This window comes from Chryseobacterium phosphatilyticum (assembly GCF_002899825.2).
In the GTDB taxonomy this organism is placed as follows: Bacteria; Bacteroidota; Bacteroidia; order Flavobacteriales; family Weeksellaceae; genus Chryseobacterium; species Chryseobacterium phosphatilyticum.
Window position 1 is genome coordinate 668,051 of record NZ_PPED02000004.1, and the last position, 23,871, is coordinate 691,921.

The 23,871-nt window shown below is 36.2% G+C and carries 22 protein-coding genes and 5 tRNA genes; 18 read left to right on the top strand and 9 right to left on the bottom strand.

Annotated features, from left to right (window positions below; genetic code table 11):
* Positions 1-7 precede the first annotated feature (7 nt).
* Complete coding sequence (locus C1631_RS18590) at positions 8-889, bottom strand: cupin-like domain-containing protein (RefSeq protein ID WP_103246755.1); 882 nt, start codon at positions 887-889, stop codon at positions 8-10.
* A gap of 651 nt (positions 890-1,540) precedes the next feature.
* Between C1631_RS18590 and C1631_RS18595 the strand changes: the two genes are divergently transcribed.
* The gene (locus tag C1631_RS18595) at positions 1,541-4,252 is read left to right on the top strand and encodes a carboxypeptidase-like regulatory domain-containing protein (RefSeq protein ID WP_109713677.1); all 2,712 of its coding nucleotides are present in this window, start codon (positions 1,541-1,543) and stop codon (positions 4,250-4,252) included.
* A 46-nt stretch (positions 4,253-4,298) separates the two neighbouring features.
* On the opposite strand, the gene C1631_RS18600 is transcribed toward C1631_RS18595, so the two are convergent.
* Positions 4,299-4,796, bottom strand: coding sequence for a DinB family protein (locus C1631_RS18600; protein ID WP_109713679.1), 498 nt, complete (start codon positions 4,794-4,796; stop codon positions 4,299-4,301).
* 169 nt (positions 4,797-4,965) lie between these two features.
* On the opposite strand from C1631_RS18600, the gene C1631_RS18605 reads away from it, so the two are divergent.
* The 9 genes from C1631_RS18605 to C1631_RS18645 all read left to right on the top strand — a co-directional run bounded on the left by C1631_RS18605 (position 4,966) and on the right by C1631_RS18645 (position 14,360).
* A complete protein-coding gene (locus C1631_RS18605; protein WP_103246757.1) occupies positions 4,966-5,862 on the top strand; it encodes a GLPGLI family protein in 897 nt (298 codons plus the stop codon).
* A gap of 134 nt (positions 5,863-5,996) precedes the next feature.
* The gene (locus C1631_RS18610; RefSeq protein ID WP_103246758.1) at positions 5,997-6,251 is read left to right on the top strand and encodes a FeoA family protein; all 255 of its coding nucleotides are present in this window, start codon (positions 5,997-5,999) and stop codon (positions 6,249-6,251) included.
* Positions 6,251-8,284 carry a ferrous iron transport protein B gene (gene feoB, locus C1631_RS18615; RefSeq protein ID WP_103246759.1) on the top strand — a complete coding sequence of 678 codons (2,034 nt, stop codon included), beginning with the start codon at positions 6,251-6,253 and terminating at the stop codon, positions 8,282-8,284. The genes C1631_RS18610 and feoB overlap by 1 nt, the downstream gene beginning before the upstream one ends.
* A 218-nt stretch (positions 8,285-8,502) precedes the next feature.
* On the top strand, positions 8,503-9,516 hold the full coding sequence (locus tag C1631_RS18620; RefSeq protein WP_103246760.1) for a DUF4421 family protein: 1,014 nt from the start codon (positions 8,503-8,505) through the stop codon (positions 9,514-9,516).
* A gap of 71 nt (positions 9,517-9,587) precedes the next feature.
* Complete coding sequence (gene glmM / locus C1631_RS18625) at positions 9,588-10,970, top strand: phosphoglucosamine mutase (protein WP_103246761.1); 1,383 nt, start codon at positions 9,588-9,590, stop codon at positions 10,968-10,970.
* Positions 10,971-11,019: 49 nt separating this feature from the next.
* The gene (locus tag C1631_RS18630; protein ID WP_103246762.1) at positions 11,020-11,601 is read left to right on the top strand and encodes a Crp/Fnr family transcriptional regulator; all 582 of its coding nucleotides are present in this window, start codon (positions 11,020-11,022) and stop codon (positions 11,599-11,601) included.
* A gap of 1 nt (position 11,602) precedes the next feature.
* Positions 11,603-11,806, top strand: a complete 204-nt coding sequence (locus tag C1631_RS18635; RefSeq protein ID WP_103246763.1) for a hypothetical protein — start codon at positions 11,603-11,605, stop codon at positions 11,804-11,806.
* Positions 11,803-12,774: a quinone oxidoreductase family protein gene (locus C1631_RS18640; RefSeq protein WP_103246764.1), complete on the top strand. Its 972-nt coding sequence runs from the start codon at positions 11,803-11,805 to the stop codon at positions 12,772-12,774. Before C1631_RS18635 ends, C1631_RS18640 begins: the two co-directional genes overlap by 4 nt.
* 206 nt (positions 12,775-12,980) lie before the next feature.
* Complete coding sequence (locus tag C1631_RS18645) at positions 12,981-14,360, top strand: tetratricopeptide repeat protein (protein WP_103246765.1); 1,380 nt, start codon at positions 12,981-12,983, stop codon at positions 14,358-14,360.
* Positions 14,361-14,404: 44 nt separating this feature from the next.
* On the opposite strand, the gene C1631_RS18650 is transcribed toward C1631_RS18645, so the two are convergent.
* The 4 genes from C1631_RS18650 to C1631_RS18665 are packed head-to-tail and all read right to left on the bottom strand — an operon-like array spanning position 14,405 to position 17,267.
* Positions 14,405-15,265, bottom strand: a complete 861-nt coding sequence (locus C1631_RS18650; RefSeq protein WP_109713681.1) for a hypothetical protein — start codon at positions 15,263-15,265, stop codon at positions 14,405-14,407.
* Positions 15,266-15,313: 48 nt separating this feature from the next.
* The gene (locus tag C1631_RS18655; protein ID WP_109713682.1) at positions 15,314-16,192 is read right to left on the bottom strand and encodes a DMT family transporter; all 879 of its coding nucleotides are present in this window, start codon (positions 16,190-16,192) and stop codon (positions 15,314-15,316) included.
* Positions 16,179-16,832, bottom strand: a complete 654-nt coding sequence (gene aat, locus C1631_RS18660; protein WP_109713684.1) for a leucyl/phenylalanyl-tRNA--protein transferase — start codon at positions 16,830-16,832, stop codon at positions 16,179-16,181. Before aat ends, C1631_RS18655 begins: the two co-directional genes overlap by 14 nt.
* Before the next feature lie 57 nt (positions 16,833-16,889).
* A complete protein-coding gene (locus tag C1631_RS18665) occupies positions 16,890-17,267 on the bottom strand; it encodes a DUF3127 domain-containing protein (protein WP_109713686.1) in 378 nt (125 codons plus the stop codon).
* A gap of 179 nt (positions 17,268-17,446) precedes the next feature.
* Here C1631_RS18665 and C1631_RS18670 point away from each other — a divergent pair.
* The 5 genes from C1631_RS18670 to C1631_RS18690 all read left to right on the top strand — a co-directional run bounded on the left by C1631_RS18670 (position 17,447) and on the right by C1631_RS18690 (position 18,040).
* Positions 17,447-17,528 (top strand) — tRNA-Leu (locus C1631_RS18670).
* A gap of 4 nt (positions 17,529-17,532) precedes the next feature.
* Positions 17,533-17,608, top strand: a tRNA-Gly gene (locus tag C1631_RS18675).
* Positions 17,609-17,613: 5 nt separating this feature from the next.
* Positions 17,614-17,697: transfer RNA gene (locus C1631_RS18680), tRNA-Leu, on the top strand.
* 124 nt (positions 17,698-17,821) lie between these two features.
* Positions 17,822-17,903: transfer RNA gene (locus C1631_RS18685), tRNA-Leu, on the top strand.
* A 53-nt stretch (positions 17,904-17,956) separates the two neighbouring features.
* A tRNA-Leu gene (locus C1631_RS18690) sits at positions 17,957-18,040 on the top strand.
* Positions 18,041-18,298: 258 nt separating this feature from the next.
* On the opposite strand, the gene C1631_RS24185 is transcribed toward C1631_RS18690, so the two are convergent.
* Both C1631_RS24185 and C1631_RS18695 read right to left on the bottom strand, forming a co-directional pair.
* Positions 18,299-18,454, bottom strand: coding sequence for a hypothetical protein (locus tag C1631_RS24185; RefSeq protein WP_165828333.1), 156 nt, complete (start codon positions 18,452-18,454; stop codon positions 18,299-18,301).
* Positions 18,455-18,471: 17 nt separating this feature from the next.
* Positions 18,472-19,242, bottom strand: a complete 771-nt coding sequence (locus C1631_RS18695) for a helix-turn-helix domain-containing protein (protein ID WP_228441354.1) — start codon at positions 19,240-19,242, stop codon at positions 18,472-18,474.
* Between the two features lie 39 nt (positions 19,243-19,281).
* Between C1631_RS18695 and C1631_RS18700 the strand changes: the two genes are divergently transcribed.
* Genes C1631_RS18700 through C1631_RS18710 form a run of 3 tightly spaced genes read left to right on the top strand, consistent with a single transcriptional unit; the run spans position 19,282 to position 21,605 of the window.
* The gene (locus tag C1631_RS18700) at positions 19,282-19,647 is read left to right on the top strand and encodes a hypothetical protein (RefSeq protein ID WP_103246770.1); all 366 of its coding nucleotides are present in this window, start codon (positions 19,282-19,284) and stop codon (positions 19,645-19,647) included.
* Positions 19,648-19,691: 44 nt separating this feature from the next.
* Positions 19,692-21,107 (top strand): aminotransferase-like domain-containing protein, encoded by a 1,416-nt coding sequence (locus tag C1631_RS18705; RefSeq protein ID WP_103246771.1) that lies wholly within the window; start codon positions 19,692-19,694, stop codon positions 21,105-21,107.
* 12 nt (positions 21,108-21,119) lie between these two features.
* Entirely contained in the window at positions 21,120-21,605 is a 486-nt protein-coding gene (locus tag C1631_RS18710) for a GNAT family N-acetyltransferase (RefSeq protein WP_103246772.1), read from the top strand.
* A 77-nt stretch (positions 21,606-21,682) separates the two neighbouring features.
* Here C1631_RS18710 and C1631_RS18715 read toward each other — a convergent pair whose 3' ends face one another.
* Positions 21,683-23,536 (bottom strand): LamG-like jellyroll fold domain-containing protein, encoded by a 1,854-nt coding sequence (locus C1631_RS18715; RefSeq protein ID WP_103246773.1) that lies wholly within the window; start codon positions 23,534-23,536, stop codon positions 21,683-21,685.
* Positions 23,537-23,871: the final 335 nt, after the last annotated feature.

Sequence of the window (23,871 nt, forward strand, 5' to 3'; positions counted from 1 at the left end):
TTTTTAATTATCTTGGCAGGCCTCTTTTCAGAGCGATTTCTGCTCTTTTTATTGCCATTTTTTCTTTCCATTCCATGTAGCTCGCTTTAAAATTGGATTTCATAATGTCATCAAATTTACGCTGTACGGTAAGGTTCCATAAAGAATGAGCCTTTACTGCCCATGACTTGTCCCATGCTCTTAAAGAAATAGAGAAGCTTCCATCCAGATATTTCATCCAGTGCCACCATCCTGTTGGCATAAACAAAGTATCCCCGTGTTCCAGAAAGCATTCGATACCCTCTACACCATCCAAAGCCGGAAATTGGGTAAAGTCAGGATTTTCAATATCATAATCTTCTAAAGCATAGGTAGCATACGGGATTTGATACAACCTCTCTCTCCATTTATAGTCAAAAAGGAGTATATGCTTTCTTCCATTGAAGTGAGTGTGGAAAATATGAGCCATATCAATATCAAAGTGAAGAAATGTTACCGATCCTTTTCCTCCAAAAAACATATTGGGATATTTATCTAAAAAGCCTCCCATTAATTCTTTGGGAGAAATATAATCTTCCAAAAGTTTCGGAGCATATTTTATAGGGTCGAAGAGAAAAATTCTCAGGTCTGTAGGTTCTTTTTGAATGAGATCAATATAATCTCCAAATTTCATTTTTGCGGCAGAAGCATTGATAGGTGCTGAGGGATCTGCTTTTGAGCTGTCATATAAAGGGACCTCTACATCTCCTACTACCTCTTTCATATATTCCATCGTCCATTTTTGGTAAGCGGGCCATTTTTTTGCCATGTTCTTAATGACAACGGGCCTTCTTGGCTTTAGATATTTTTCGTAGAATTCTTCTTTGGTAATATCATCTACAACATCTATAGGCTTTAAATTTATTCCCATATTTGTAAATTTTATGTTACAAAATTATTAAATATATATTTATAAACCAGCGTTTAATTTTTTTTTAATCTATGATTCAAATCAGATTTAACTATGCTGAATAAAGAGATGTACTATTTTTTTGAGGGCGAGAGGGCTCCTGTTTTTATTCAAAAATACCCTGTAATAAAATTACAGGGCAAAAACACAAAATAGATGAATAAAAATCCATTCTGGTGCTAATATATTATTTTTATTTAATTACCAAACTCCAGATAATGTTGATAAAATAAACATAATTAGATAGATATATTGTTTTAATTCAATATATTGGGATATATTTTTGATTATAATATTAAAAAAAGAAAACCTGTTGAATTTTATTAATTTTCATAAAATAATATTTTCTCTATTTCTGTTTTAATGATTCAAAAAGTTTTTTTTATAGCTGTTTTTATTTCATTATTTTGTGATTTTTATTTAATAACAGAACCTTTATTGAAGGTTTTTACTTTTTGAAATCATGAATTCTAGTGGCCTATTTCAGTATGATTGAAAATGTAAAAATATAAAGGTGTTTAGAATAATGAAAATTTAACTTTTGATCATAAAAAAGATCTTTAGAGATGTAACGAAAAACAATAACGATTAACTAATTCAGTAAAAACAAGTATGAAAAAAAATATTTCTTTATTTCTGGTCCTTTTCTTTGGTATACTGACCTTTGCACAGAAAACCGTCTCAGGAAAAATTACTGACGATGACGGGGTAGCGATACCAAGTGCTAGTGTTACCATTGAAGAACCGGGTAAAGATGCGATTTTGGCTTACGGTATTACTAATTCTAAAGGAGAATATAAAGTAACCTTTACTTCCGGGGAAACGAATGTCGACCTGAAGGTAAAAGCATTTAATCAAAAGTCCGTTATCAAACAGATCAGTAACAGTGATCAGACCTTGAATTTTAAAATGCAGTCTGAAGCTACAGAGATAAAGGAAGTACAGCTGAAAACAAAAATGATTACGGCAAGGGGGGATACCATCTCCTATGATTTAAAAGCATTCAACAGTAAAAATGACAGAACCCTGGCAGACGTAATGAGAAAAATTCCAGGGATTGAAGTGAATAAAGACGGAACTATTCTCTATCAGGGAAATGCAATTAATAAATTTTATGTCAACGGCAAGGACTTGATGGAGGGAGGCTATGGTACGATCAACAATTCCCTTCCAAAAGATGCCGTACAAAAAGTAGAGGTTCTTGAAAACCATCAACCGGTAAAAATTCTTCAGGATAAAGTCCCCTCAGATCAGGCTGCCATCAATATCAAACTTAAAAACTCTGTAACCATGACAGGGAGAGGAGAAGTGGGTACTGGCTTTGGTGATCCGTGGCTTTGGAATGTAAAACTAACCCCAATGTTTTTTGGACAAAAAAGCCAATGGGTGGTCAATTACAAAACCAATAATATGGGTGAGCAGGTAGAAAATGAAGGGAATATTCTGGCTTTTGGAAGCAGCTGGGAAGGAAGAAGATCAAATATTTCACAAAATAATTGGTTAAGTGTAGAAAATGCAAGTACACCAGATTTGCCGGTAAAAAGATATTTGATGAATAGTGTGCACTATTTATCTGCCAACTACCTTACCAATATTGACAAAAAGAAAGAGTGGGAGTTGAAAGCCAATGCCAACTATACCAATAATGCGGTAGAAAGGGAATCGAACAGCATGACCACAGATATTCAACAAGGAACTCAGTATAAAACAAGGTTTTTAAACAATTTTTATACAGATAAACTAAAAGGAGAATTAATATTTACCAAAAATGCTAAAAAAGGGTTTTTTAAAAATACCACAACATTCTCTCAATTCTGGAATGCGGACCGGGCTTTTGCAGAAAGGAATGACAAAACGGGTTACAGATACGGCAATGAAGCGCTGGAGTCACCTACTTCCTCTTTTCAGAACTCACTAAGTACTATTATTCCGTGGAAAGAAAAAATGGTGAATTTAAAATCATATATCAGTTATCAGAATGATAAACAAGTATTGGAAATTTCACCTGCTAACTATCTACAGTTTCCTTATAAAGCATCCGGAAGTACAGATTTTAGTATAATTAATTTTGCCCCTGGTAGTTCGGCATTACAAAGTTTCAGAATCAGAAGCCTGGATACATCACATTCTGCAAATATTAGTTTTTCCACAAAAGGCTGGACGTTTACACCACAAGTAGGAATTGATTTTTCAACAGATAAACTGACAACGAATTTTGATGGAAGTACAATTAATAACACGCCGGATTTTAGCAGTTTAGCCTATGAGAATGATTTGAAATTTACCAGAGTTAATCCATCTGCTTCTGTGGGAATTAATTATAAATCTGAAGCATGGAGTTTATACTCTAATTTTCCGGTAAACTTTAATAACATTAAGGCAGAAGATCAATTCAGAAATGTATCAAAATCCTTAAATAAAGTTACATTCACTCCTAATATTTTTGCCCAATATTCCTTTGCGTCTTTTTTTAAAGCAAGTATGAACGGAAGTATTAGTAATAATTTCGGTGATATTCAAACGGCTTATGCTGGCTATATTTTAACAAGTCCTGGCGGATTTAATGTAATGGATCCTAAAAATCCAATACCTCAGGCTACTACTAAAAACGGAGGCTTGAGACTTGAATATAGAAACCCATTGAATAATCTCTTTTTCAATGCGGGCTATAGGTTAAGTGATGTCAAAAACAATTTATTGGCTTCCAGTGCAGTGAATGAGCTTGGATTTAGTGTCATCGAATATATTGAGCGCGAGAACAAAAGAACAAGCAATACCTATTATGCAGAAATTGGGAAGTATTTTCCAAAATTTAAAACCAATGCTTCCTTAACATTTAATACGACCAATTCAAAATCAGAATCCAGAAGAAATGATCAGGATATCAACACAAAAAATAATGCAAATACTTTAGGGTTTAAGTTCAACAATACTTATTTCTCCTGGATGAGTGTTGATTTTAACATGACAAAATCATGGAACAAACAATCTAATGGTATTATCCAGAATAATCTTGGAAAAACTGAAGGATATACACACAATCTGAATGTATTCTTTTACCCGTTGGAAAATCATACTATTGGTTTTTATTGGGATCAGATCAATTCAAAATTGGGCGATACAAAACTAAATAACGGTTTTTTTGACGTATCATATCAGTTCAGCTGGACTAAGAAAAAGGTCGATTTTGAGCTAAAATGGATGAATATTGCAGATAGAAAAGTATTTGAGAGAATCAATGTGGGGGATGCAACCATTACACAAACAACTATGCAACTTCGCCCCAGCCAGGTCATGTTTACCGTTAAGTTCAACTTCAAATAAAATAAAACCAATCCATAGGGATTGGTTTTTTGTTGTGATATAGTATTTAAAAACTTTGCTGATCCGCAGAAGGGCCATAGCTTCCCGGTAATGGGATATTATTTAATCTGTAATACACGCCCATCTGTGCTCTGTGGTGAGTAATCTGATTCAATGCATGACGAATAGCACCGTATTTACTCCAGCTGGCAAGCTCATGACCATCATTTTTAATCGTCCAGCTTGGGTCCAGATTATCTTCAGTAGCCTTTTCTAAGGCTGCCTTACCAGATTGATAGCTGTCATTAAGTTTCTTCAGAAGGTCTTCTTTTGATGAAAGATGGCTAGGTTGATAATCTCCTTTGCCGAAATCAAGTTCTGAAGTATTTAAAATGGTGTTGGGCCATTCAAAAATTTCTACCAGGTGGGTGGCCAATGGCATCAGCTTCATGCTTTTTTCATGAGGAGCATAATCATTTTTTCCTTCAGGAAACAGGTCGATGAATTTTTTAGTGGTTTGGAATTCTCCTTCCAGTTCGGATTTTAATTGAGATAAGGTATCCATAATATTTTGTTTTTTAGGAACATAAAGTTAGAATTTTTAAAACTGAAAATGTTGTAACAGAATCATAATTTTTTAAAAACCAGTCATATGGAATGATCTGTAAAATAATTTTTCAATAAAGATGTAACAAAATGTTACTTACGAGTACTAATTAAGAAAACTTGATGCAATGAGAAAGTTATTCTCAATATTTCTTATCACTCTTTTTGCCTTTGCCAGCGCACAGGAAACAAAAGAAACGGCCAATCGCTTCTTCTATGAGCTTACTTTTAAGCCCAAGAAAGATTCTGTGAAACTGGATAAGCTGATTACTATTTTGGATATTACTCCAAAAAAATCAATTTATCAGGATTACACAATCCCAGCTCAAGACTCAATTATCAAAGTTGCAGTTGAGGAAATGGAAAAAACAAAGGCTTGGAAGGATATATCGAAAATGATTAGAATGCCAAAATTTTCTTACAAGGTAGTTAAGACCTATCCAAGTATGAAAGAGCAATATATCGATAGAGTTAGCATGAATTTGTTTGGATATGATGATGATGTTAAGTTTAATTGGAACATCTTGCCAGAAAAAGAAAAATTGGGGGAGTATAATACTCAAAAGGCAACAACTGAATTTGGGGGAAGAAAATGGACCGCTTGGTTCAGTTCTGATATTCCATTTCAGGATGGACCATATAAGTTCTATGGATTACCAGGGCTGATTGTAAAAGTAGAAGATACAGAGAAAAATTACTCTTGGAAATTAAGTGGAAATAAAAAGATAGAAAATTACGATGAACTTTCTTATTCAGACAAGGTTAACGCAAAATTTGGACTATCAAATTCAGTTACCCCTACTACAAAAGAGAAATTTGATAAGGCTTACGCCAGCTTTAAACAAGACCCTTTAGCTGAAATTCGTCAAAGAATAACTCCGGAAATGATGAATTCAAAAATGCCGGGATCAGATACTACGATCGGTGAAGCATTAAAAAAACAGGAAAAGATGTCTAAAGATTTCTTTAATGCCAATGATAATCCTATCGAAAGATTGCAGACTCCAGACAAAAAGAAAAAATAACACATTCATATCAACTAAATTATATTTCAAGTCACCCCAGATACAGCAATGTATTCGGGGTGATTTCTTTTATGTCTTCACGTTATTTAGATTAAATTTAAATAACGTATATTTGCAGGACTAAAAATCAGGCTTTGAAAGAGAAAGGATTACATAAATTGAGTGGATTTCCTAAAAATAAAATAGGAAAGATATTGGGATATGATAATGACCATCTGAAAATGCCCAATAAAATTATTGAGATGGGCCTCCTCCCGGAGACCGTTTTCAGGATTTTGTATCAGGCTCCGTTCAATGGGCCGATGTATGTGGAGTTTGGAGCAGAAAGAAGCCGTATTGCTCTTCGCGAAGAAGAGGGAGATTATATCATTGTTGAAGAATTGAATTAATGCAGGCAAATAAGAAAAAACAGATCCTTCTGGTGGGGAATCCCAATGTAGGAAAGTCGACGGTTTTCAATACCCTTTGTAATAAGAAACAAAAAACCGGAAACTATGCCGGAGTTACCGTGGCAAGTCATTCAGGTAATTATGTATATAAAAATGAAGAAGTTGAGGTCATTGACCTTCCGGGTTCTTACAGTGTGTATCCAAGCTCTGAAGACGAAGCAATTTTTTCAAAATACCTCGTAGATGAGCAGGAAAACTATGCAGGAGTTGTTTATATTCTTGAAGCATTAAGTCTAAAACGAGGACTTCTTTTATTTCAGCAAATTCAGGATCTGGGAATTCCCGTTATCTTAATTGTCAATCAGATTGATCAGGCGGAAAGAAGAGGAATTACCATCGACATTCAGAAATTCTCAGAAGCATTAGGAATTAAAATTATCCAAACCAATGCAAAAGAACACATCGGAATTGATGAAGTAAGAGAAAGTATTTTTAACAATGAATTTGTAAAAACAGATAAGATCTCTTTCGAAACGCCAAACGAACACAGAGATTTTATTCAGAAATTGGCTTCTCATAAAGGGTTTACTAATGAATACAGAGCCTGGATGAGCCTTTCCCTGGGAACAGACCTTGGAAGGATAGAATCTGTAATGGAACAGCTTCATAATCCTGAAACTAAAAGTTTGGTTCCTAAAAGACTGCAGGTGCAGGAGACCGTAAGAAGGTATCAGAATGTCGATAAAATTCTGGAGAATGTAATTTCAAAACAACCTCAATTCAAAGAACTGCTGACAGAAAAACTGGATAAGGTTTTGGTACACAAATTCTGGGGATATGTTGTCTTTTTGGGTATTTTGTTAGTTATTTTCCAGAGCGTATTCTTTCTTGCCGAATATCCGATGAACTGGATTGAAAGTTTCTTTTCATGGTTGTCTGCATTTACCGCTGAACATCTTCCGGAAGGACCCATTAACTCTCTGATTTCAAACGGAATTGTTCCGGGGGTAGGAGGAATTGTTGTATTTGCCCCGCAAATCGGAATTCTTTTATATTTCCTCTACTTGTTGGAAGACTCAGGGTATATGGCCAGAGTCGTGTTTCTGATGGACAGAATTCTTCGTCCGTTCGGGCTCAACGGAAAAAGTATTGTTCCCCTTGTGTCGGGAACGGCCTGTGCTATTCCGGCTGTTATTTCAACCCGAAATATTGAAAACGTTAAAGAAAGGCTATTAACAATATTGGTCACTCCATTTATGACGTGTTCCGCCAGACTTCCTGTTTATAGTATTATCATTGGACTGATTATTTCTGAAGGAACTTTTCTGGGAATAAAATACAAAGCCCTGGTTCTGATGGGAATGTATCTGCTGGGCTTCCTGGTAGCACTATTTTCAGCATCAATTCTTCAAAAGTTTATTAAAAATAAAGGTAAAACATATCTGGTAATGGATCTTCCTGCCTATAAAAAACCACTTTTCGGATACGATTTAAAAATGGTGTTAGGCAAGGTCTGGGACTTTATTACCGGAGCCGGAAAAATTATTTTCATTGTCAGTATCATCATCTGGGTTCTGAGTTATTTCGGACCAAGGCAAAAACCTGATGAGGTAGTTGCAAGCAATGTTGAGCTCGATCATTCCTACCTGGCAAAAATGGGCAAGGGAATAGAGCCGGTAATTGCTCCCCTGGGCTATGACTGGAAAATGGGAGTAGGTATCCTTACAAGCTTTGTAGCAAGAGAAGTGTTTGTAGGAACAATGTCAACGCTATACAGCCTTGAAGATGATGCCCCGGAAGTGAAAGTAATCGATAAAATGAGAAGAGATGTGAAGCCTAACGGTGAAAAAGTTTTCAGCTTTGCCACAGGGATTTCCGTGCTTCTTTTTTATGCATTTGCAATGCAGTGTGCTTCTACACTGGCAGTAGTCTATAGAGAAACGAAAAGCTGGAAATGGACCGGCTTCCAGTTGGCTATGATGACAGGTTTGGCATATTTTGTGTCGATGATAGTATATCAAATTTTAAAGTAATGAACGCTTCACTTATTTTTCAATATGTACTGGTTTTTTTGATTGTGGCATTTGCTTGTTATTCTTTATTTAAAGTACTTAGAAAGAATTTTGCCCCAAAGAAATTCAGCTCAAAAAGAAGCAGTTGTGATAAAGATTGCGGCTGTTCTTAACATTCTCCTCTCCGAAAAATTGAAAAAAATGTAGTAATTTCATTTTTTTAATTTAAAATATTCGGTTTGAGTCCTCAAAAAGCTGGAGTTGCCTTGTTGCTATTATTTGCCATATCTGGCAAAGCACAATCTGATACCGCCAATATAAAATCTTATGCGGATCAGGTGATGATTCGTGCCAATCTGGACACTAATATTGAAAGCTATGTTTTCTCAGAAGGAGAAAACAGAGATGAAAACAAGCGGATATTTTCTATCAATAATAAAACGAAAATCTCCTTTTCCATTGATTATAAGATCATCAGTGCAACGCTTGCGTTTGCACCCCGTTTTTTTCCTGATAACAAGGATAATGAACTGAAAGGAAACAGTTCCTATACCGATTTCAGCTTCAGGTTTTTTCCTAAGAGATTTATTCAGACTCTTTACTATAAAAATGTAAAAGGATTTTATCTTGAAAATATGCAGGATGTTGTTCCCGGATGGAAAGAAGGAATTGATCCTCATATTCAGTTTCCAGACCTTAGAGTACAAAGTTTTGGAGGATCAACGGCTTATGTTCTTAATAAGAATTTTTCAGCAAGAAGTATCTATACCCAGGGAGAATGGCAAAAGAACAGTGGTGGAAGTTGGGTTCCTTTTTTAGATTATGATCTCACTGTATTTTCTAATATCGTAGATGAACAAAAAAACAAGGAATATCAATATAAAATAGGTGCCAATATGGGCTATTTTTATAATTGGGTAATTGGGAAGAAAGTAAATATAGCTCCTTATCTGGCATTGGGCTTTGGAGGAAAATTCTCAAGTTTTAGAGACAGCGCAGCGGGTGGATCAAAAGTAAATGCTCAATATTTCACAATGCGGATGGAAGGAGGTCTGCACGTAGGATATAATACAGACCGTTTTTTATTTGGCGGGAAAATGAATTTTGGAGCATCAGCCTACGAGCAGCGGAAAAACGAGACAATAGAAAACAATAATCTATATGGTTTACTATATATAGGCTATCGGTTTGCTCCACCAAAGGTGGTGAAAAAAACCTACGACAACATTCAAAAAAAAATTCCCATTCTGTAAGTTGAAGTCTTTTTAAGTATCTTTGTTTCGGACAATTTATTATACTAACAACAAAGAAATATAAAAACATAATGTCGTTAATAAAATCTATTTCAGGAATCCGTGGAACTATCGGAGGAAAAGTAAATGACAATTTAACTCCACTTGATGTGGTAAAATTTGCTTCCGCATTTGGAACCTGGCTTCAGAATAATAAAAATAAAAAAGACCTTACCCTTGTTATCGGTAGAGATGCAAGAATTTCAGGACAAATGGTCTCTTCTCTGGTAACAGCAACATTGCAGGGGCTTGGGATCAATGTAGTGGATCTGGGACTTTCAACAACACCTACTGTGGAAATAATGGTGCCGGAACTGAAAGCAGACGGAGGAATTATCCTTACCGCTTCTCATAATCCAAAACAATGGAATGCCCTTAAATTATTAAACGAAAAAGGAGAATTTATCACCGGAGAAAACGGAGCTGATGTTTTGGCTTTGGCGGAAAGTGAAGACTTCAATTATGCAGAAGTTGATGATCTTGGAAAATATGAAACAAGAGAAGATGCTTTTGATATTCATATTCAACAGATTCTTGACCTTCCAATGGTAGATGTTGAGGCAATCAGGGCTAAAAAGTTCAAAGTAGTGCTGGATGCCGTAAACTCAACAGGAGGGATTGCTATTCCAATGTTGTTGGATAAACTTGGTTGTGAAACGGTTAAACTATATTGTGAGCCAACAGGACATTTTCCACACAATCCGGAGCCTTTAAAAGAGCATTTGGGAGATATTTGCGAATTGGTTAAAAAAGAAAATGCCGATTTGGGAATCGTGGTAGACCCTGATGTGGACAGATTAGCTTTAATTGATGAAAAAGGTGAAATGTTCGGAGAAGAATATACTTTAGTAGCCGTAGCTGATTATTTATTAAAACATAAAAAAGGGGCTGCTATTTCAAATCTTTCTTCAAGCCGTGCGTTGAGAGATGTAGCACAGACTCACGATTCAGAATACTTTGCAAGTGCCGTGGGAGAAGTTAATGTAGTGACATTGATGAAAGAGAAAAATGCAGTAATTGGAGGAGAAGGGAATGGAGGTATTATCTATCCTGATTTACATTACGGAAGAGATTCTTTAGTAGGAGTCGCTCTATTCCTGACTCATCTGGCAAAAGAAAATAAAACCGTTTCAGAATTAAGAGCAGGATACCCGGGCTATTTCATGGGTAAAAAGAAAATAGAACTGACTCCGGAGATTGATGTAGATGCTATTTTAAGCAAAATGGAACAGGAGTATCAGAACGAAGAGGTTTCTACTGTTGATGGTGTTAAAATCGATTTCGAAAACAACTGGGTTCACCTTAGAAAGTCAAATACAGAACCGATTATCAGAATCTATACCGAAGCTCATTCTCAGGAAGAAGCGGATCAGTTGGGAGATGATATGATTGCTAAAATTAAAAGTTTAATTTAAAAATAAAACAAAAGAACGGACCTTAATCCGTTCTTTTGTTTATACCGGAATGTTTGAGCATATTAAAAACAAGTTTCCTTTTCCCAAAGAAAAATGGCGAAAACTTCTTAACAGTTTTGAAAGGATGGAAGTACCGCCTAAAACCCTGCTGTTAAAAGAAGGAGAAATTTCCTATAATGCCTTTTATATCGAAAAGGGAATGGTGAGAGCCTGGTATAACAACGACGGAAAAGACGTTACTTTTCAGTTTTTTCTGGAAAACACTATGTTTTCTTCCCTGGAGAGTTTCAAAAAAGGATTACCAAGCATGGTTTCTTTTGAAACCATAGAACCTTGTGTCCTATATAAAATCAAAAAACAGGACGTAGAAGTATTTCTCGAAGAGGTCTACGAAAATCCGGAACTTAGAAAAGTATTTATGGATGCCCTTTTTGAAAGGGTTTTTGATTATATGAAACATTTCTTTTCATTCATTAAAGATACCCCTCAACAACGGTATATTAATTTCGCTAAGGAAAAACCGGAAATTATCAAAAGGATTCCACAACATTATATAGCTTCTTACCTGGGAATTACCACCGTCCATCTGAGCAGGATAAAAAGTAAAATATTAAAAGAAAAACTTCTTTAAGTTGGAAGATGGAGAAGGAAACCTGAAGTTTCTTGCAGACAATATAGAACTGAAGGGTATTTATTTTTTAGCACAACGTCCACAAAGAGTTTTTAAACTAATAAATAAACTTCCATCTCCCGCCTTTCTTGCAAAACTGATAACAAATGTTATTGCTCCCCAGCCTGTTCTGGAGATAATTTTGCATAAAAATGTTAAGCAATGAAAGCAGCAGTAGTATTTGAAAAAGGAAGTATTCCTCAATATGCAGATTTTCCGGAACCAGAAGCAATACAGGAAAATGAAGTTATAATATCAGTAAAAGCGGCATCAATTAAAAATCTGGATAAAGCAAGGGCCAGTGGGAAACATTATTCCACCAAAAATGAAATTTTCCAGCCTACGATAATCGGTTCAGATGGAGTAGGGTATCTGGAGGATGGTACAAAGGTCTATTTTTTTAGTAAAAAAGGTAGCGTAGCTGAAAAAGTGATCGTGGATCGCCAATTTGTGATTCCGGTTCCTGAAAATCTTGACTTTTCTATGGCGGCAGCTCTTCCGAACGCCGTAATGGGCTCTGCAATGGGCTTGAAATTTAAAGCCGGAATCAGGTCAGGGGATGTTGTTTTAATTAACGGAGCTACCGGGATTACGGGAAGAATAGCTGTTCAGATTGCCAGATTATATGGCGCTAAAAAGATTATTGTAACCGGAAGAAATGAAGATTCATTGAAATCCTTACTTGACTTAGGTGCAGATGATAGGGTCTCTTTGCAGCTCAGTGATGATGATTTTAAGCAAAGAATTAAAGAAATTCACAATGAGACTCCCATTGATATTGTGCTTGATTATATCTGGGGACATTCCGTAGAAATGATTTTATCTGCTTTTAAAGGAGACGGAACATTTTCTCATAAAACAAAACTGGTTTCTGTAGGAGGAATGAGTGGCGATATCATTCAATTGTCTTCCCAGATTCTCCGGGGTACAGATATTCAGATTTCAGGGTCAGGATTAGGAAGCTGGACTAAGGAAGAGTCCATGCTTTTATTTTCAGAGATCATTCCTGAAATGTTTCTAGCTGCAGCAGAAGGAAAAATCAAAATAGAAACAGAAGACATTGACCTTAAGAATATTGAGAAGGTCTGGAATGCCGAGATGCCCGCCGGAAAGAGGCTGGTGATCAAAATTTAACCACAATTTCAGTTTTTTATCCACAATTCTTTTATCTGTTTTCTTTTTTTACTATTTTTATAATAGAAATTTATGAAATGGAAAATTCAAAAAAAAGTTGCAACTTTGCATAAATATTTGAATATCAGTTTCAGATACATTATTAATTAATAGTTTGTCGAGGTTTGTAAGTAATTTCAAACATCAGGCTGACAAAGAGGACACTATTGGAAGAGTATTTTGGAAATGAACTTGTAAAAAAGTTCGAAGAAATGATGGAGAACAATGATGAATTCTACTTCGATACAGAGGAGTTGGAAGATATTATTGTTTATTATTTGGAGCTTGGCGACTATAACTACGCTGATATGGCGGTAAGTTATGGGTTAAAGCTTCATCCCAATTCTTTAGATATCAAGATTAAAAAACTTGAAATTCTTTTGGAGTGGGAAGAATATAATACGGCGAAAGGGCTTATCAACGAGCTCAAAGGTTCCTCTATGGAAAATACAGACTTTATGGTTTGCTACGCCAAGTATTATTCGAACCTGGGAAATCCTAAAAGATCCATTGAAATTTGTAAACAAGCTTTGACATTAGGGGAAGAAGAAAACTTCCTTCACAACTTTATTGCAGATGAATATGTGAATCTGGGAGATCCTTTTAACGCTCTTAAACACTACAGAAAAGCACTGAAAGAAGATCCTACAGATGAGTATGCTCTGGAAAACTGTATGGTATGCTTTAGTGACCTGAATAAGAGTGAGGAGGCCATTGCCTTTTTGAATGAATATTTAGATGAGTTTTCTTATTCTGAAACCGCATGGTTTGAGTACGGACAATTTTATTTCAATAGAAAGAATTTTGAAGAAGCAATAAGAGGGTATGACTATTTATTGGCAATCAATTCTAACTCTGTAGGAGTATATGCTAATAAGGCAGCTTGTTATGAGGCTTTAGGGCAGTACCAGAAAGCCATTGAAACTTATGAGGAAATGTTGGAGTTAGAATATACAAAAGCATTTACTTTCTATAAAATAGGGCTGTGTAATAAAGCTTTAAAACAACCTATTATTGCCTTAAATGCTTTCCAGAAATCGCTGAGAGAAGATCCTCAGTTTTATCTTGCGATGATGGAACAATCGTATCTGTACGAAGAAATGGGGGGAATGAGTGAAGCGTTGCATTTTGCAAAAGAAGCCACTCAATTGAATGAAAACAATCTCGACTATCAGAAAAGATTAGCGTTTTTATTTATTGACTCAGGAAAATTTGAAGAAAGTATTGCCTGTCTTAAAAAATTGGTTGATGCTGAACCTTCAAGATTTTACAACTGGTATGCCTATTCTGAGGTATTAATGCTTTTGGGTGAATATGAAGAAGCGGTAACAGTTTTGGACAATGCCCTTAAAAAACATTACAGAGCAGAGTTATTCTATCAGTTGAGCAATTGTTTCTTTAACCTGAAAAATCAGGACAAAGGAACAGAATCACTTCAGAAAGCTCTGGAGCTGGATCCTTCTTTAGCTAAAGATATGCAGAAAAAATATCCGTTTATCAAAGAAGAGGTGAAAAAGGTGAAAGCCAGAGTGAAAAAGAAAAATTAAAAACATTGAATTAAAATAAGAAATCCTGCAAATGCAGGATTTTTTTAATGATTGTATTCGTAAATAAACTTATCCGGTGGAGTTGTAGTAGGGTTCCCGTTTGGATCAGTTGATTGCCTGCTTTCTGTAGCAGGGTATCCGCCTGAAGTAAACATAGTGGTATACTGATATCCTATATGAGAACTTCCGGTACCCCCTGGAGAAGTAGAAGACAGTATACCGTTGTAAGTACTTAAGCTATTTTGAATATTCGAAAATAGTACAGTCACGGCATCATTTTCATCCCCATTAAAAATAATTCTGTCAAATCCTTTTACATTTTTAAAAGCATAATTTTTGTTTGTGTGAGTATAAGATCCGTCTTGTGTATAGGTAACTGTTACCCCGTTAGTAGTTCCTGTGCCTGAACCTGTTACCTTTACCATGTTTCCATTGCTGTACGTATAGATACTGTTGATGATATAATTGTAATGAGTTCCCAGGTCAGCTTGTTTCTTTACATTGATTTGTGTTGTACTTGTCTGGGTATAAGTATAGGAAACAGTGGTCTCCAAAGTACCTGTTGTTGAATATTTTTTATGAACGGAAGAACTCATAAAATTCCCTGTATATCCATATTCTACAGCATTTCTGAGAAGATTGTCTTCGTAGCTTTTGATAGCGGTAATAAAATCATCTGTATAGGTGAATTCCGTTCTGTATCCGGGGCTGGCAGTGCTAATCAGATTAATAATCTTAGTACCATTATAGTTGATTTTCATGGCTACACCCCCTGCAGTAATCTTCACCGGAAGAATAACACTTTGATTGGAAGGATCACTGTTATCAAATGGAGTTTCATCATCTGAACTTCCACAGGAAAAGAAAAATAAGGCCATAGAGCCAATGAATAGAGTTTTTTTCATAATTATAAATTGAATTACCTCAAATATAATTTAATTTATAATGAAAATCTATTTTTTATGATTTGTTCGTAAAAATATAAGTCCTGCAATGATAATTCCCGCGCCGGCAAACTGCATGTAAGTAAGCTTTTCACCATCCAGAGCTCCCCAGATAATAGCTACAATGGGCATGATCAGAGTAACAGTTGATGCGAAAAGTGGAGAAGAAACTTTTAATAAACGATAGTTCATTGTCATTGCCAATCCGGTTCCGAAAACAGACAAAAGACTGACAAACAGTAATCCCATCATAAGATCTTTTGACAACGTAAATTCCGAAAAGAACCCTGTACTGATTAAGGCAATAAGAGAAGGAAGAAATAAAACGAACGAGAAAATGAAAGAAGATAAAACAACAGATGAAACGTCCATCAGTTTTGACTTTACCGTTGTTGTACTCATAGCATAGCACAAAGTAGCCAGTAATAACAGCAGAATTGGAATCATTTTAAGTTCATTGCTGTCTCCACCACCAAAGGCAAGAATACAAACCCCCGTAAAGCTTATCAATGTTCCTATGATCTGTTTTTTAGTGGTTTCAAATTTCCAGACCAATCCTCCTACAATAATCACAAAAATAGGCATCATAGAATTGATAATTCCAGCAATACTACTACTCACTTCAGTTTCAGCAATAGGGAATAAGAACATCGGAATGAAATTTCCGGTAAAAGCAGCCAAAATCAGCCACTTTAGATGTTTTTTAGGAAAAAGCTTGCGATTTGAAATAGCAATAGGAAGTAAAATAATTCCTGCAATAAGAACCCTGAGAGCTCCTACCTGAAACGGATTAAAATGTTCAAGAGACTTTTTGATCAGAATAAAAGATGACCCCCAAATAATACTTAAGGTAATCAGAAGAATCCATTTTTCTTTATCTGCGTTCATTGTTTTCGTGTAAAATTTTTAAAAACTCTTTTTTAGGAATCATTGTAGCACCAAGGCTTTCCAGATGCTCGGTATGAGATTGACAATCAATCAATTCTATGGTGTCTTTATAGGTTTCTGCAAAATGAATAAATCCCGCTTTAGAGGCGTTGCTCACCTTAGCAAACATACTTTCTCCACAAAAGACATTCCCGATCTGTAACCCATAAAAACCCCCAACGAGAATTCCTTCCTTCCAGACTTCGATACTTTTAGCCAGGCCATATTCATGAAGCTTAATAAAAGACTCCATTAATTCATCAGAAAGCCAGGTTCCGGTTTGACCATTTCTGCTGGCTTGCTGGCAATTTTTGATGACTTCCCTGAAGTTTTGATTCTCAGAAAAAGAAAAAACATTTCTGTTCAGAATCTTTCTCATCGATTTAGAAACTTTTATTTCCTTCGGAAATAAAACAAATCTCGGATCAGGACTCCACCATAGAATTTCCTCCCCCGGATTAAACCATGGAAAAATCCCGAGCTGGTAGGCAAACCAAAGACGCTCTACAGACAGATCGCCTCCAAAGGCAATCAATCCGTCGTGACCGTCATACAGTTCAGGGTCGGGAAATGAAATCTCGTTTTCGTCTAATCGAACCATTTTATCAAAAAAATCCCACTCGGAAAGCAGGATTTATATTAGATCTTTATTCTTTACTTAAAAAGGTAAATCGTCGTCGTCGTCTCCGGCAAACGGATTCTCGTTAGAAACTGGAGATGCAGATTGCTGTGGCATTGCCTGAGTAGGTTCTGATGCAATATCAGATACTTTTTCTACTCTCCAACCTGTAATAGAGTTGAAGTATTTAGTTTCACCCTGTGGAGAAACCCATTCTCTACCTCTGATGTTGATTCCTACCTTTACGTTATCTCCTTCTTTAAGACTATCTAATAAACTAATTTTATCAGATAAAAATTCTATGTTTATCGGCTGTGGATACTGTTCCTGGGTCAAAATAACCATTTCTCTCTTTTGAAACCCGCTCGCAAATGTTTGAGCATCAAAAAGTTTCTTTACCGTTCCTTGTAATTCCATATCGTAAATATTAACGGTGTAAAAGTAAGAAAATCAATTGTAATAATAGGTGCCGTGGAAAAAAAAACTGGAAATTTTAATTTTTTTCTCGGAAAAGTTTGGAGGTAAAGGAAATTGTCCTATATTTGCACTCACAAAAACGAAGCAAGCTCTTTAAAACTTACAATATAAAAAAACCAGCGGATGTGGTGTAATTGGTAGCCACGCCAGACTTAGGATCTGGTGCCGTGAGGCGTGGGGGTTCGAGTCCCTTCATCCGCACTATGCGAAAATAGCTCAGCTGGTAGAGCACAACCTTGCCAAGGTTGGGGTCGCGGGTTCGAATCCCGTTTTTCGCTCCACACCAGCCCTGGTGGTGGAACTGGTAGACACGCAGGACTTAAAATCCTGTGCCTCTTTTGGCGTGCGGGTTCAAGTCCCGCCCGGGGTACAAAGCCCTCTGTATATTTCGTTACGGAGGGTTTTTTGTTTTTATAGAGAGCGTTCTTTAAATAGTTTTTTTTATATTTGTAAGAGAATTTATTTGATTCTGTGGAAACAGATGAATATAACCAGCGGATGTGGTGTAATTGGTAGCCACGCCAGACTTAGGATCTGGTGCCGTGAGGCGTGGGGGTTCGAGTCCCTTCATCCGCACAAGCATAAAGTAGGATTTGCGTTCATTTCCTATTTTTTTTGCTAAAACACCAGCCCTGGTGGTGGAACTGGTAGACACGCAGGACTTAAAATCCTGTGTTCGTAAGAACGTGCGGGTTCAAGTCCCGCCCGGGGTACTAAACCCTCTGTAATTTGATTACGGAGGGTTTTTTGTTATATTTTCAATAACAATTATCAAAATAAGATGACTAATGTCTATTGTTCATTTAACTTTTCTTTGAGTTTGCTATTGATATCTCTGATGTCATCCTTGAAATATTTGTTCAAAGTCATAAAGTATTCTGAAACTTCTTGTACGGGTCTATTTTCTCCATGTACCAATTCAAAAAGCTTGTGTTTTCTAATGATAGCAGAAAGCTCATCAATTTTATAGTTTAACTCTCTTTCTGCGCCAGCTCTTTCTTATTTTTCCCTTTTTCAGAATAATATTTATGGTTGTGAGCTTCAGAGTTTAATTGATCTAAGTCTCTTATTAATTTTTCAATTTCAGGTTTTTTCCATATTAAATTGGTTAATTTCTTGAGTGACATGTGTGTTTATTGTATTTCTAGTAGTTTTTATTGGTACTGTTTTCCAGCCTTTCCAGCCTTTTAAAAATTCCTGCAAAAATATTTTTTTCAGCGGTAGAAACATAACCTACCACCTTATAAAGATCCTTTTCATTCTTACTATCAGAAGAGTATTGTAAATAACCATCAGAATAAACAAAAAGAGTATGAGCAGGGTCTTGTTTCAGGTTGGCTTTATTGAGAAAGAGAATATCTCCTTTTTGGTATTGAGGTAAAATAGACAACTCTTGAGTGAATTCATACACCAAATCCACGGAGGCTAATATTTTTTGCAATATTTTTCCGTTTGGAGTATTATTGTCTGGTAAGACCTGTTCATCTTTACTTTTTTGAATGGCCAATTCCGGGAAAAGCATCGGTTGATGAATGTCTGAAACGCTCACCAATTGGTTTACCTGCAGAGTTTCCGTTAGTAATTTATCAAGATTAAGGTTAAAATGGTGGGCTACTTTAAGGATGGTTTCAATTTTCGGCTCCGCACGGCCTTCTTCATAAGAGCTTATTACCCCTCTGTTTAAATCAAATAAGTCGGCCAAAGCCTTTTGACTCAGTCCTTTAACCTGTCTTATTTTCTTAATATTAGTTCCAAAGAAGCTCATTTTCCCTTTCATCTTTTTCGCAAAGATAGAGGTTTTGAAAAGAGTGATAAAAGTAATGATAATCGGTATTTTTTTATGTTCTTTATAAAGAAGGGGGTAAGATTGTCTGTACCCGTAATATTCTATACTTCTGTATCTGTATCCAGACAAGAATACTCCATAATTTTGTTAAGCTAAAAAAGAAATAATATGGAAAAAATTGCACAGCATCAGGAACAGCTTCAATATGCTGAAGTATATATTTCAGACATGTTGGCGTTGAAAAACATATTTTTACAGACACAGAATGTTTCAAAGGCAGCTTCAGATTTTGGAATTCCATTTCTTTTGGCCAAGAAAAAAAATGAAATTGTTCTGTTTGCTACTCTTATCATTAATGAGAAAGGAGCAATAGCCTTTGCAGTTTATGATAAAAAAGGAATAAGTGAAGTGGAAAAAAAGACCTTTTCTATAAGAGCAGAAAACTACTTTAAAAAGAACCGTACCCCCAATTTTAGAAATCCCGAACAATTAAAAAGCAGTATCAAAAGTATGATGAGCTGGCTTGAACTTTAGTAAGACATGGATAAAATTGTACATTTACTTAAAACTTTAATTCAATGTTGAAAGATGTTCTGTACCTTAAAATAGCAAATTCTGTTACTGAGCAGATCAAAAGTGAAACGCTACAGTTTGGAGACAGATTGCCCTCGTTGAGAAGTGCCCAAAAGCTCTATAATGTCAGTCTAAATACCGTAAAGCAAGCTTACATGGAGTTGGAAAGCCGTTCTTTGGTTGAATCCCGTCCCAAATACGGTTATTATGTAAGCCAGACTTCACAGCGAAAGCTGGCATTGCCTTCCGTTACCCCAATGAAATTGTCGGAAGGGAAAAATACACCGCAGGATCTTATTGATAAAGTTTTTGGGACTATTGGAGGAACAGATGTAACTCAGTTTGCGCTGGGAATTCCGGGAAAAAGTCTTCTTCCGGTAGCCAAGATGAAAAAATGTATGATTGATGTGATCAAGAGGAAAGGGGACAGCGGAACGAACTATGAACCTGTACAGGGAAGTGAATTGCTTCGTCGGGAGATTGCCAAATGGTCTATCGTAATGGAAGGGAGAATTACAGAAGATGATCTTGTGATTACCTCCGGCGCCATGAATGCTGTGTATAATTGTTTAATGGCAGTAACACAGCCGGGAGATTCGGTAGCGGTGGAAAGTCCAGTCTATTTCGGAATCCTTCAGGCTATTCAGCTGTTAGGATTAAAAGCAGTGGAAATTCCTACTCATCCCATTACAGGAGTAGATCTGGACGCCTTAAAAAAAGTGCTTCCCAATCTTTCAGCCTGTTGCTTTGTGGTGAATTATAATAATCCGCTGGGATTTCAAATGCCGGACGAAAACAAAAAAGAGCTGGTAAAGATGCTTACCGAGTATGATGTTCCTCTGGTTGAAGATGATGTCTACGGAAATATTTATTTCGGAGCAGGAAGACCTAAACCTTGTAAGTTTTATGACGAAGCGGGAATAGTAATGTGGACCGGATCGGTCTCTAAAACACTGGCTCCTGGCTTCAGGGTAGGATGGGTAGCTCCCGGAAAGTTTAAAGAAAAGATAATCCGGCAGAAACTGGTTCAAACAGTAAGCGGACCTTCCTTATTTTCGGATGTGATTGCTGATTTCCTTGCCCATGGAAGGTATGATCACCATTTAAGGATGTTCAGAAAGAAGTTGTATGCCAACTATCTACAGATTCAGAAATCTGTGACCCAATATTTTCCGGATAATACCAAAATTTCTGAACCCAAGGGCGGTTTTATGCTATGGCTGGAACTGGATAAAAGAATTTGTACAGAAGATCTCTATGATGAAGCCGTTAGCCAGAAGGTGAATTTTGCACCCGGAAGAATGTTTTCACAATACAATCAGTACCAAAATTGTATGAGGCTCAACTATGCTTTAGAATGGACTGATCGTGTGGAAAGTGATTTGGAGAAACTAGGAAAAATGATTAAAAACAGAATATAATAGACCTAAGCGATGAATGATATTAATAATGAAGTAAAAATTATAAGCTATGAACCTCAATACAAGGAGGCTTTTAAGACTTTAAACGAAGAATGGATTAAAACATTCTTTGTTATGGAATCAAGTGATTATAAATTACTTGATAACCCTGAAGAACATATTATCAACAAAGGCGGATATATTGTTTTTGCATTACTGGATGGCGAAATCGTAGGCACCTGTGCCCTGATAAGAGCTCAGGAAGATCCTCTTGCTTTTGAACTGTCAAAAATGGCGGTAAGCCCCAAAGCACAGGGCAAGAAAATCGGTTATCTTCTGGGTAATGCCCTTGTGGAAAAAGCCAGATCATTAGACGCTGAGAAAGTATTTCTGGAAACAAACTCTATATTAGTTCCTGCCATAAAGCTATACGAAAAACTAGGGTTTAAGCATACTGAAATTACTAATCCTGGCTATGATCGGGTAGATGTACAGATGGAGCTGAACTTTACATCGTAGATCAAAAAAATATTGGAACGCGGATGATCATATCCTTGTTCCAATATCAAAATTTAAATCTAATTGCTTTACTGTTTTTATTTCTTAATAAAAGTTTTGGTTACGGACCTTTTACTTCCACTTATGGTCATAAAATAGATTCCTGCCGGGAGATTTTCAATATTTATTTTCTCATCATAAAACCCTCTTGTCGATTGTAAATTAATTGTAGAGATTAAGGATCCTTTGCTGTCAATGATTTTAGCTTTAATTTCTTTATCTTCAGATTGATAGCGAATGTTGATGTCTGTTGAAGCAGGATTGGGGTATAACATAAAAGAATCTGTGGACCCCTTTATTTCTTTTGTCGCCAAGGATTCATTGGAACAAACCGGAATTCTGTTGACTCCATCAATTCCCCACGCAGATTGTACAGGAATACACAACCAGTTCAATACTGTTGGCAGATGGTCTGTTTCTCTGGTTGTGGAGGTATAATCATAAATTTTAAAAGTATTAACGGTATTGGCAGCATAAGCCGGAGAGCCTGTAACGGTCATGTGATTGGCATTTGGGCTTGAATCGGCAAGGGTACTTCCTGAAGTTTCATCACATTTCCAGTTGCCCAGAAGTTGAGAATAATAAGGATGCGACGAGGTAATATCCTGATTGGCCCAGTTAACAATTACATCATTGGGAAGAGCTGTTTTCCAGATCCTTACATCTTTATAGGAAGCTGCAAGATTTTGCCCGTACACATTGGTTCCATCCTGATTTAAGGTAAAAGGAAGCCCGGAATCAATATTTCCGATAGTATTCATTTTGGCAAAAGTAACAGGTACTCCGTCTTCATAAAGCGTTACAAGACCGTCTCTGTCAAAACTGGCTGCAATATGTTTCCATTTATTGGTTTCTACTTTTCCTCCTGTAAGGTCGATTCTGTTGGTTCCGTCTCCGATATTCATTTTAAAGGTTTGTCCGGAGTATCCTGAGATTACAAAACCTTTATTTTTTCCATTAGCCCAGTTTTTATTACTGATCATCACCGGATCACTTGAATAACTTGCATTAGGTTTCACCCAAAATTCAATTGTAAAATCCTGATTTGCCCCAAAATTGAAAGGAAGCTGGTTGGTTGGTTTAGAATACGTTCCTGCAGGAAAACTAAGTTGATTAAACGTCTTATTAGCTTCCAGAACAGTTTTGCTGATCTGCTGCGGAACAAATCCAGGGTTGGAATAAATGGTAAAAATATTTCTCTCAGAAAGATTTCCTCCACCATGAGAACTTTCTACTGCACCATGGTCAGTTGTAAGTACCACCAGCCAATCCTCGCTGTTGTAGGTAGATCTGTTTTTCATTGCATTCACAATTTCCCCGATATACGTATCAGTAGTCTGGATAGAAGAAATGTATTGAGGCACGTTAGAAGAAAAACCATAAGAATGCCCGGCGTGGTCTACATCATCAAAATCAACAAATAAAATATCAGGATTGTCATTTTGTAGGGCATTTACAGCTGCATTTTTCACAGCAAGGTCACTTCCCAGATTGCTTTTTACATCCGCTGTTTTAATAATCTTGTCATTGATGGGTGCCCAGTTGACAAGGGACATTGTTCTTAAACTAGGATTATAGGTTTCGGCTCTTGTGAGAAAGTCAGGATAATTTACATAGTTGGGACTCGTAAAATTATTATCCTGTACGTTGTGTTTGGTATGCCATACCCCTGTAAGCATCGTGCTCCAGCCATTTCCGCTCCACGTGGTGGCAGCGCATAATCCGTCAATAGAATAAATAGACTGACTAACAAGATTTTGGATGTTGGGAATGCTGGTTGACATCATAACATCGGCACGGCATCCGTCAATACCAATAAAAAGGACCTTTTTGGTTTGAGCTCCAAGAAAGCAGCTCATTACGACTGCCATTGAGAATAGTTTTGTTTTCATGGGGAAAGAGATTTTAAAATAGAAAGTTTACAAATAGTAATTTATTTTTATATATTGTAAAATTAGTTTACTATTTGTAAACGTCTGTGAACTGAAAATTAATTAATTGATAATTAAATAGTTTCGTGAAAAATTGGATTGATCCACAAAAAAGTTACAGAAGCTCTGATATTTAAGTGATATAATCAGCATTTAGATATATAAGTAAGGGAATGAAATTTTTGTCTATTCATGAATAGTAAATTAAAAGTGTCATTCGCCTCCTCCAAAGGGCATTAAATCAGAGATTGGGACGGGTGGTGAAAAACGGTACAAATGCATTCAACAGATAACAT

Excerpts from the sequence above, each read along its gene's own strand:
- C1631_RS18640 (WP_103246764.1), top strand. The coding sequence starts at position 11,803 with ATGAAAGCAGCAGTAGTATTTGAAAAAGGAAGTATTCCTCAATATGCA.
- feoB (WP_103246759.1), top strand. The coding sequence starts at position 6,251 with ATGCAGGCAAATAAGAAAAAACAGATCCTTCTGGTGGGGAATCCCAAT.
- C1631_RS18700 (WP_103246770.1), top strand. The coding sequence starts at position 19,282 with ATGGAAAAAATTGCACAGCATCAGGAACAGCTTCAATATGCTGAAGTA.
- C1631_RS18605 (WP_103246757.1), top strand. The coding sequence starts at position 4,966 with ATGAGAAAGTTATTCTCAATATTTCTTATCACTCTTTTTGCCTTTGCC.
- C1631_RS18650 (WP_109713681.1), bottom strand. The coding sequence starts at position 15,265 with ATGAAAAAAACTCTATTCATTGGCTCTATGGCCTTATTTTTCTTTTCC.
- C1631_RS24185 (WP_165828333.1), bottom strand. The coding sequence starts at position 18,454 with ATGTCACTCAAGAAATTAACCAATTTAATATGGAAAAAACCTGAAATT.
- aat (WP_109713684.1), bottom strand. The coding sequence starts at position 16,832 with ATGGTTCGATTAGACGAAAACGAGATTTCATTTCCCGACCCTGAACTG.
- C1631_RS18595 (WP_109713677.1), top strand. The coding sequence starts at position 1,541 with ATGAAAAAAAATATTTCTTTATTTCTGGTCCTTTTCTTTGGTATACTG.
- C1631_RS18715 (WP_103246773.1), bottom strand. The coding sequence starts at position 23,536 with ATGAAAACAAAACTATTCTCAATGGCAGTCGTAATGAGCTGCTTTCTT.
- C1631_RS18705 (WP_103246771.1), top strand. The coding sequence starts at position 19,692 with ATGTTGAAAGATGTTCTGTACCTTAAAATAGCAAATTCTGTTACTGAG.
- C1631_RS18630 (WP_103246762.1), top strand. The coding sequence starts at position 11,020 with ATGTTTGAGCATATTAAAAACAAGTTTCCTTTTCCCAAAGAAAAATGG.
- C1631_RS18600 (WP_109713679.1), bottom strand. The coding sequence starts at position 4,796 with ATGGATACCTTATCTCAATTAAAATCCGAACTGGAAGGAGAATTCCAA.
- C1631_RS18590 (WP_103246755.1), bottom strand. The coding sequence starts at position 889 with ATGGGAATAAATTTAAAGCCTATAGATGTTGTAGATGATATTACCAAA.
- C1631_RS18710 (WP_103246772.1), top strand. The coding sequence starts at position 21,120 with ATGAATGATATTAATAATGAAGTAAAAATTATAAGCTATGAACCTCAA.
- C1631_RS18655 (WP_109713682.1), bottom strand. The coding sequence starts at position 16,192 with ATGAACGCAGATAAAGAAAAATGGATTCTTCTGATTACCTTAAGTATT.
- C1631_RS18665 (WP_109713686.1), bottom strand. The coding sequence starts at position 17,267 with ATGGAATTACAAGGAACGGTAAAGAAACTTTTTGATGCTCAAACATTT.
- glmM (WP_103246761.1), top strand. The coding sequence starts at position 9,588 with ATGTCGTTAATAAAATCTATTTCAGGAATCCGTGGAACTATCGGAGGA.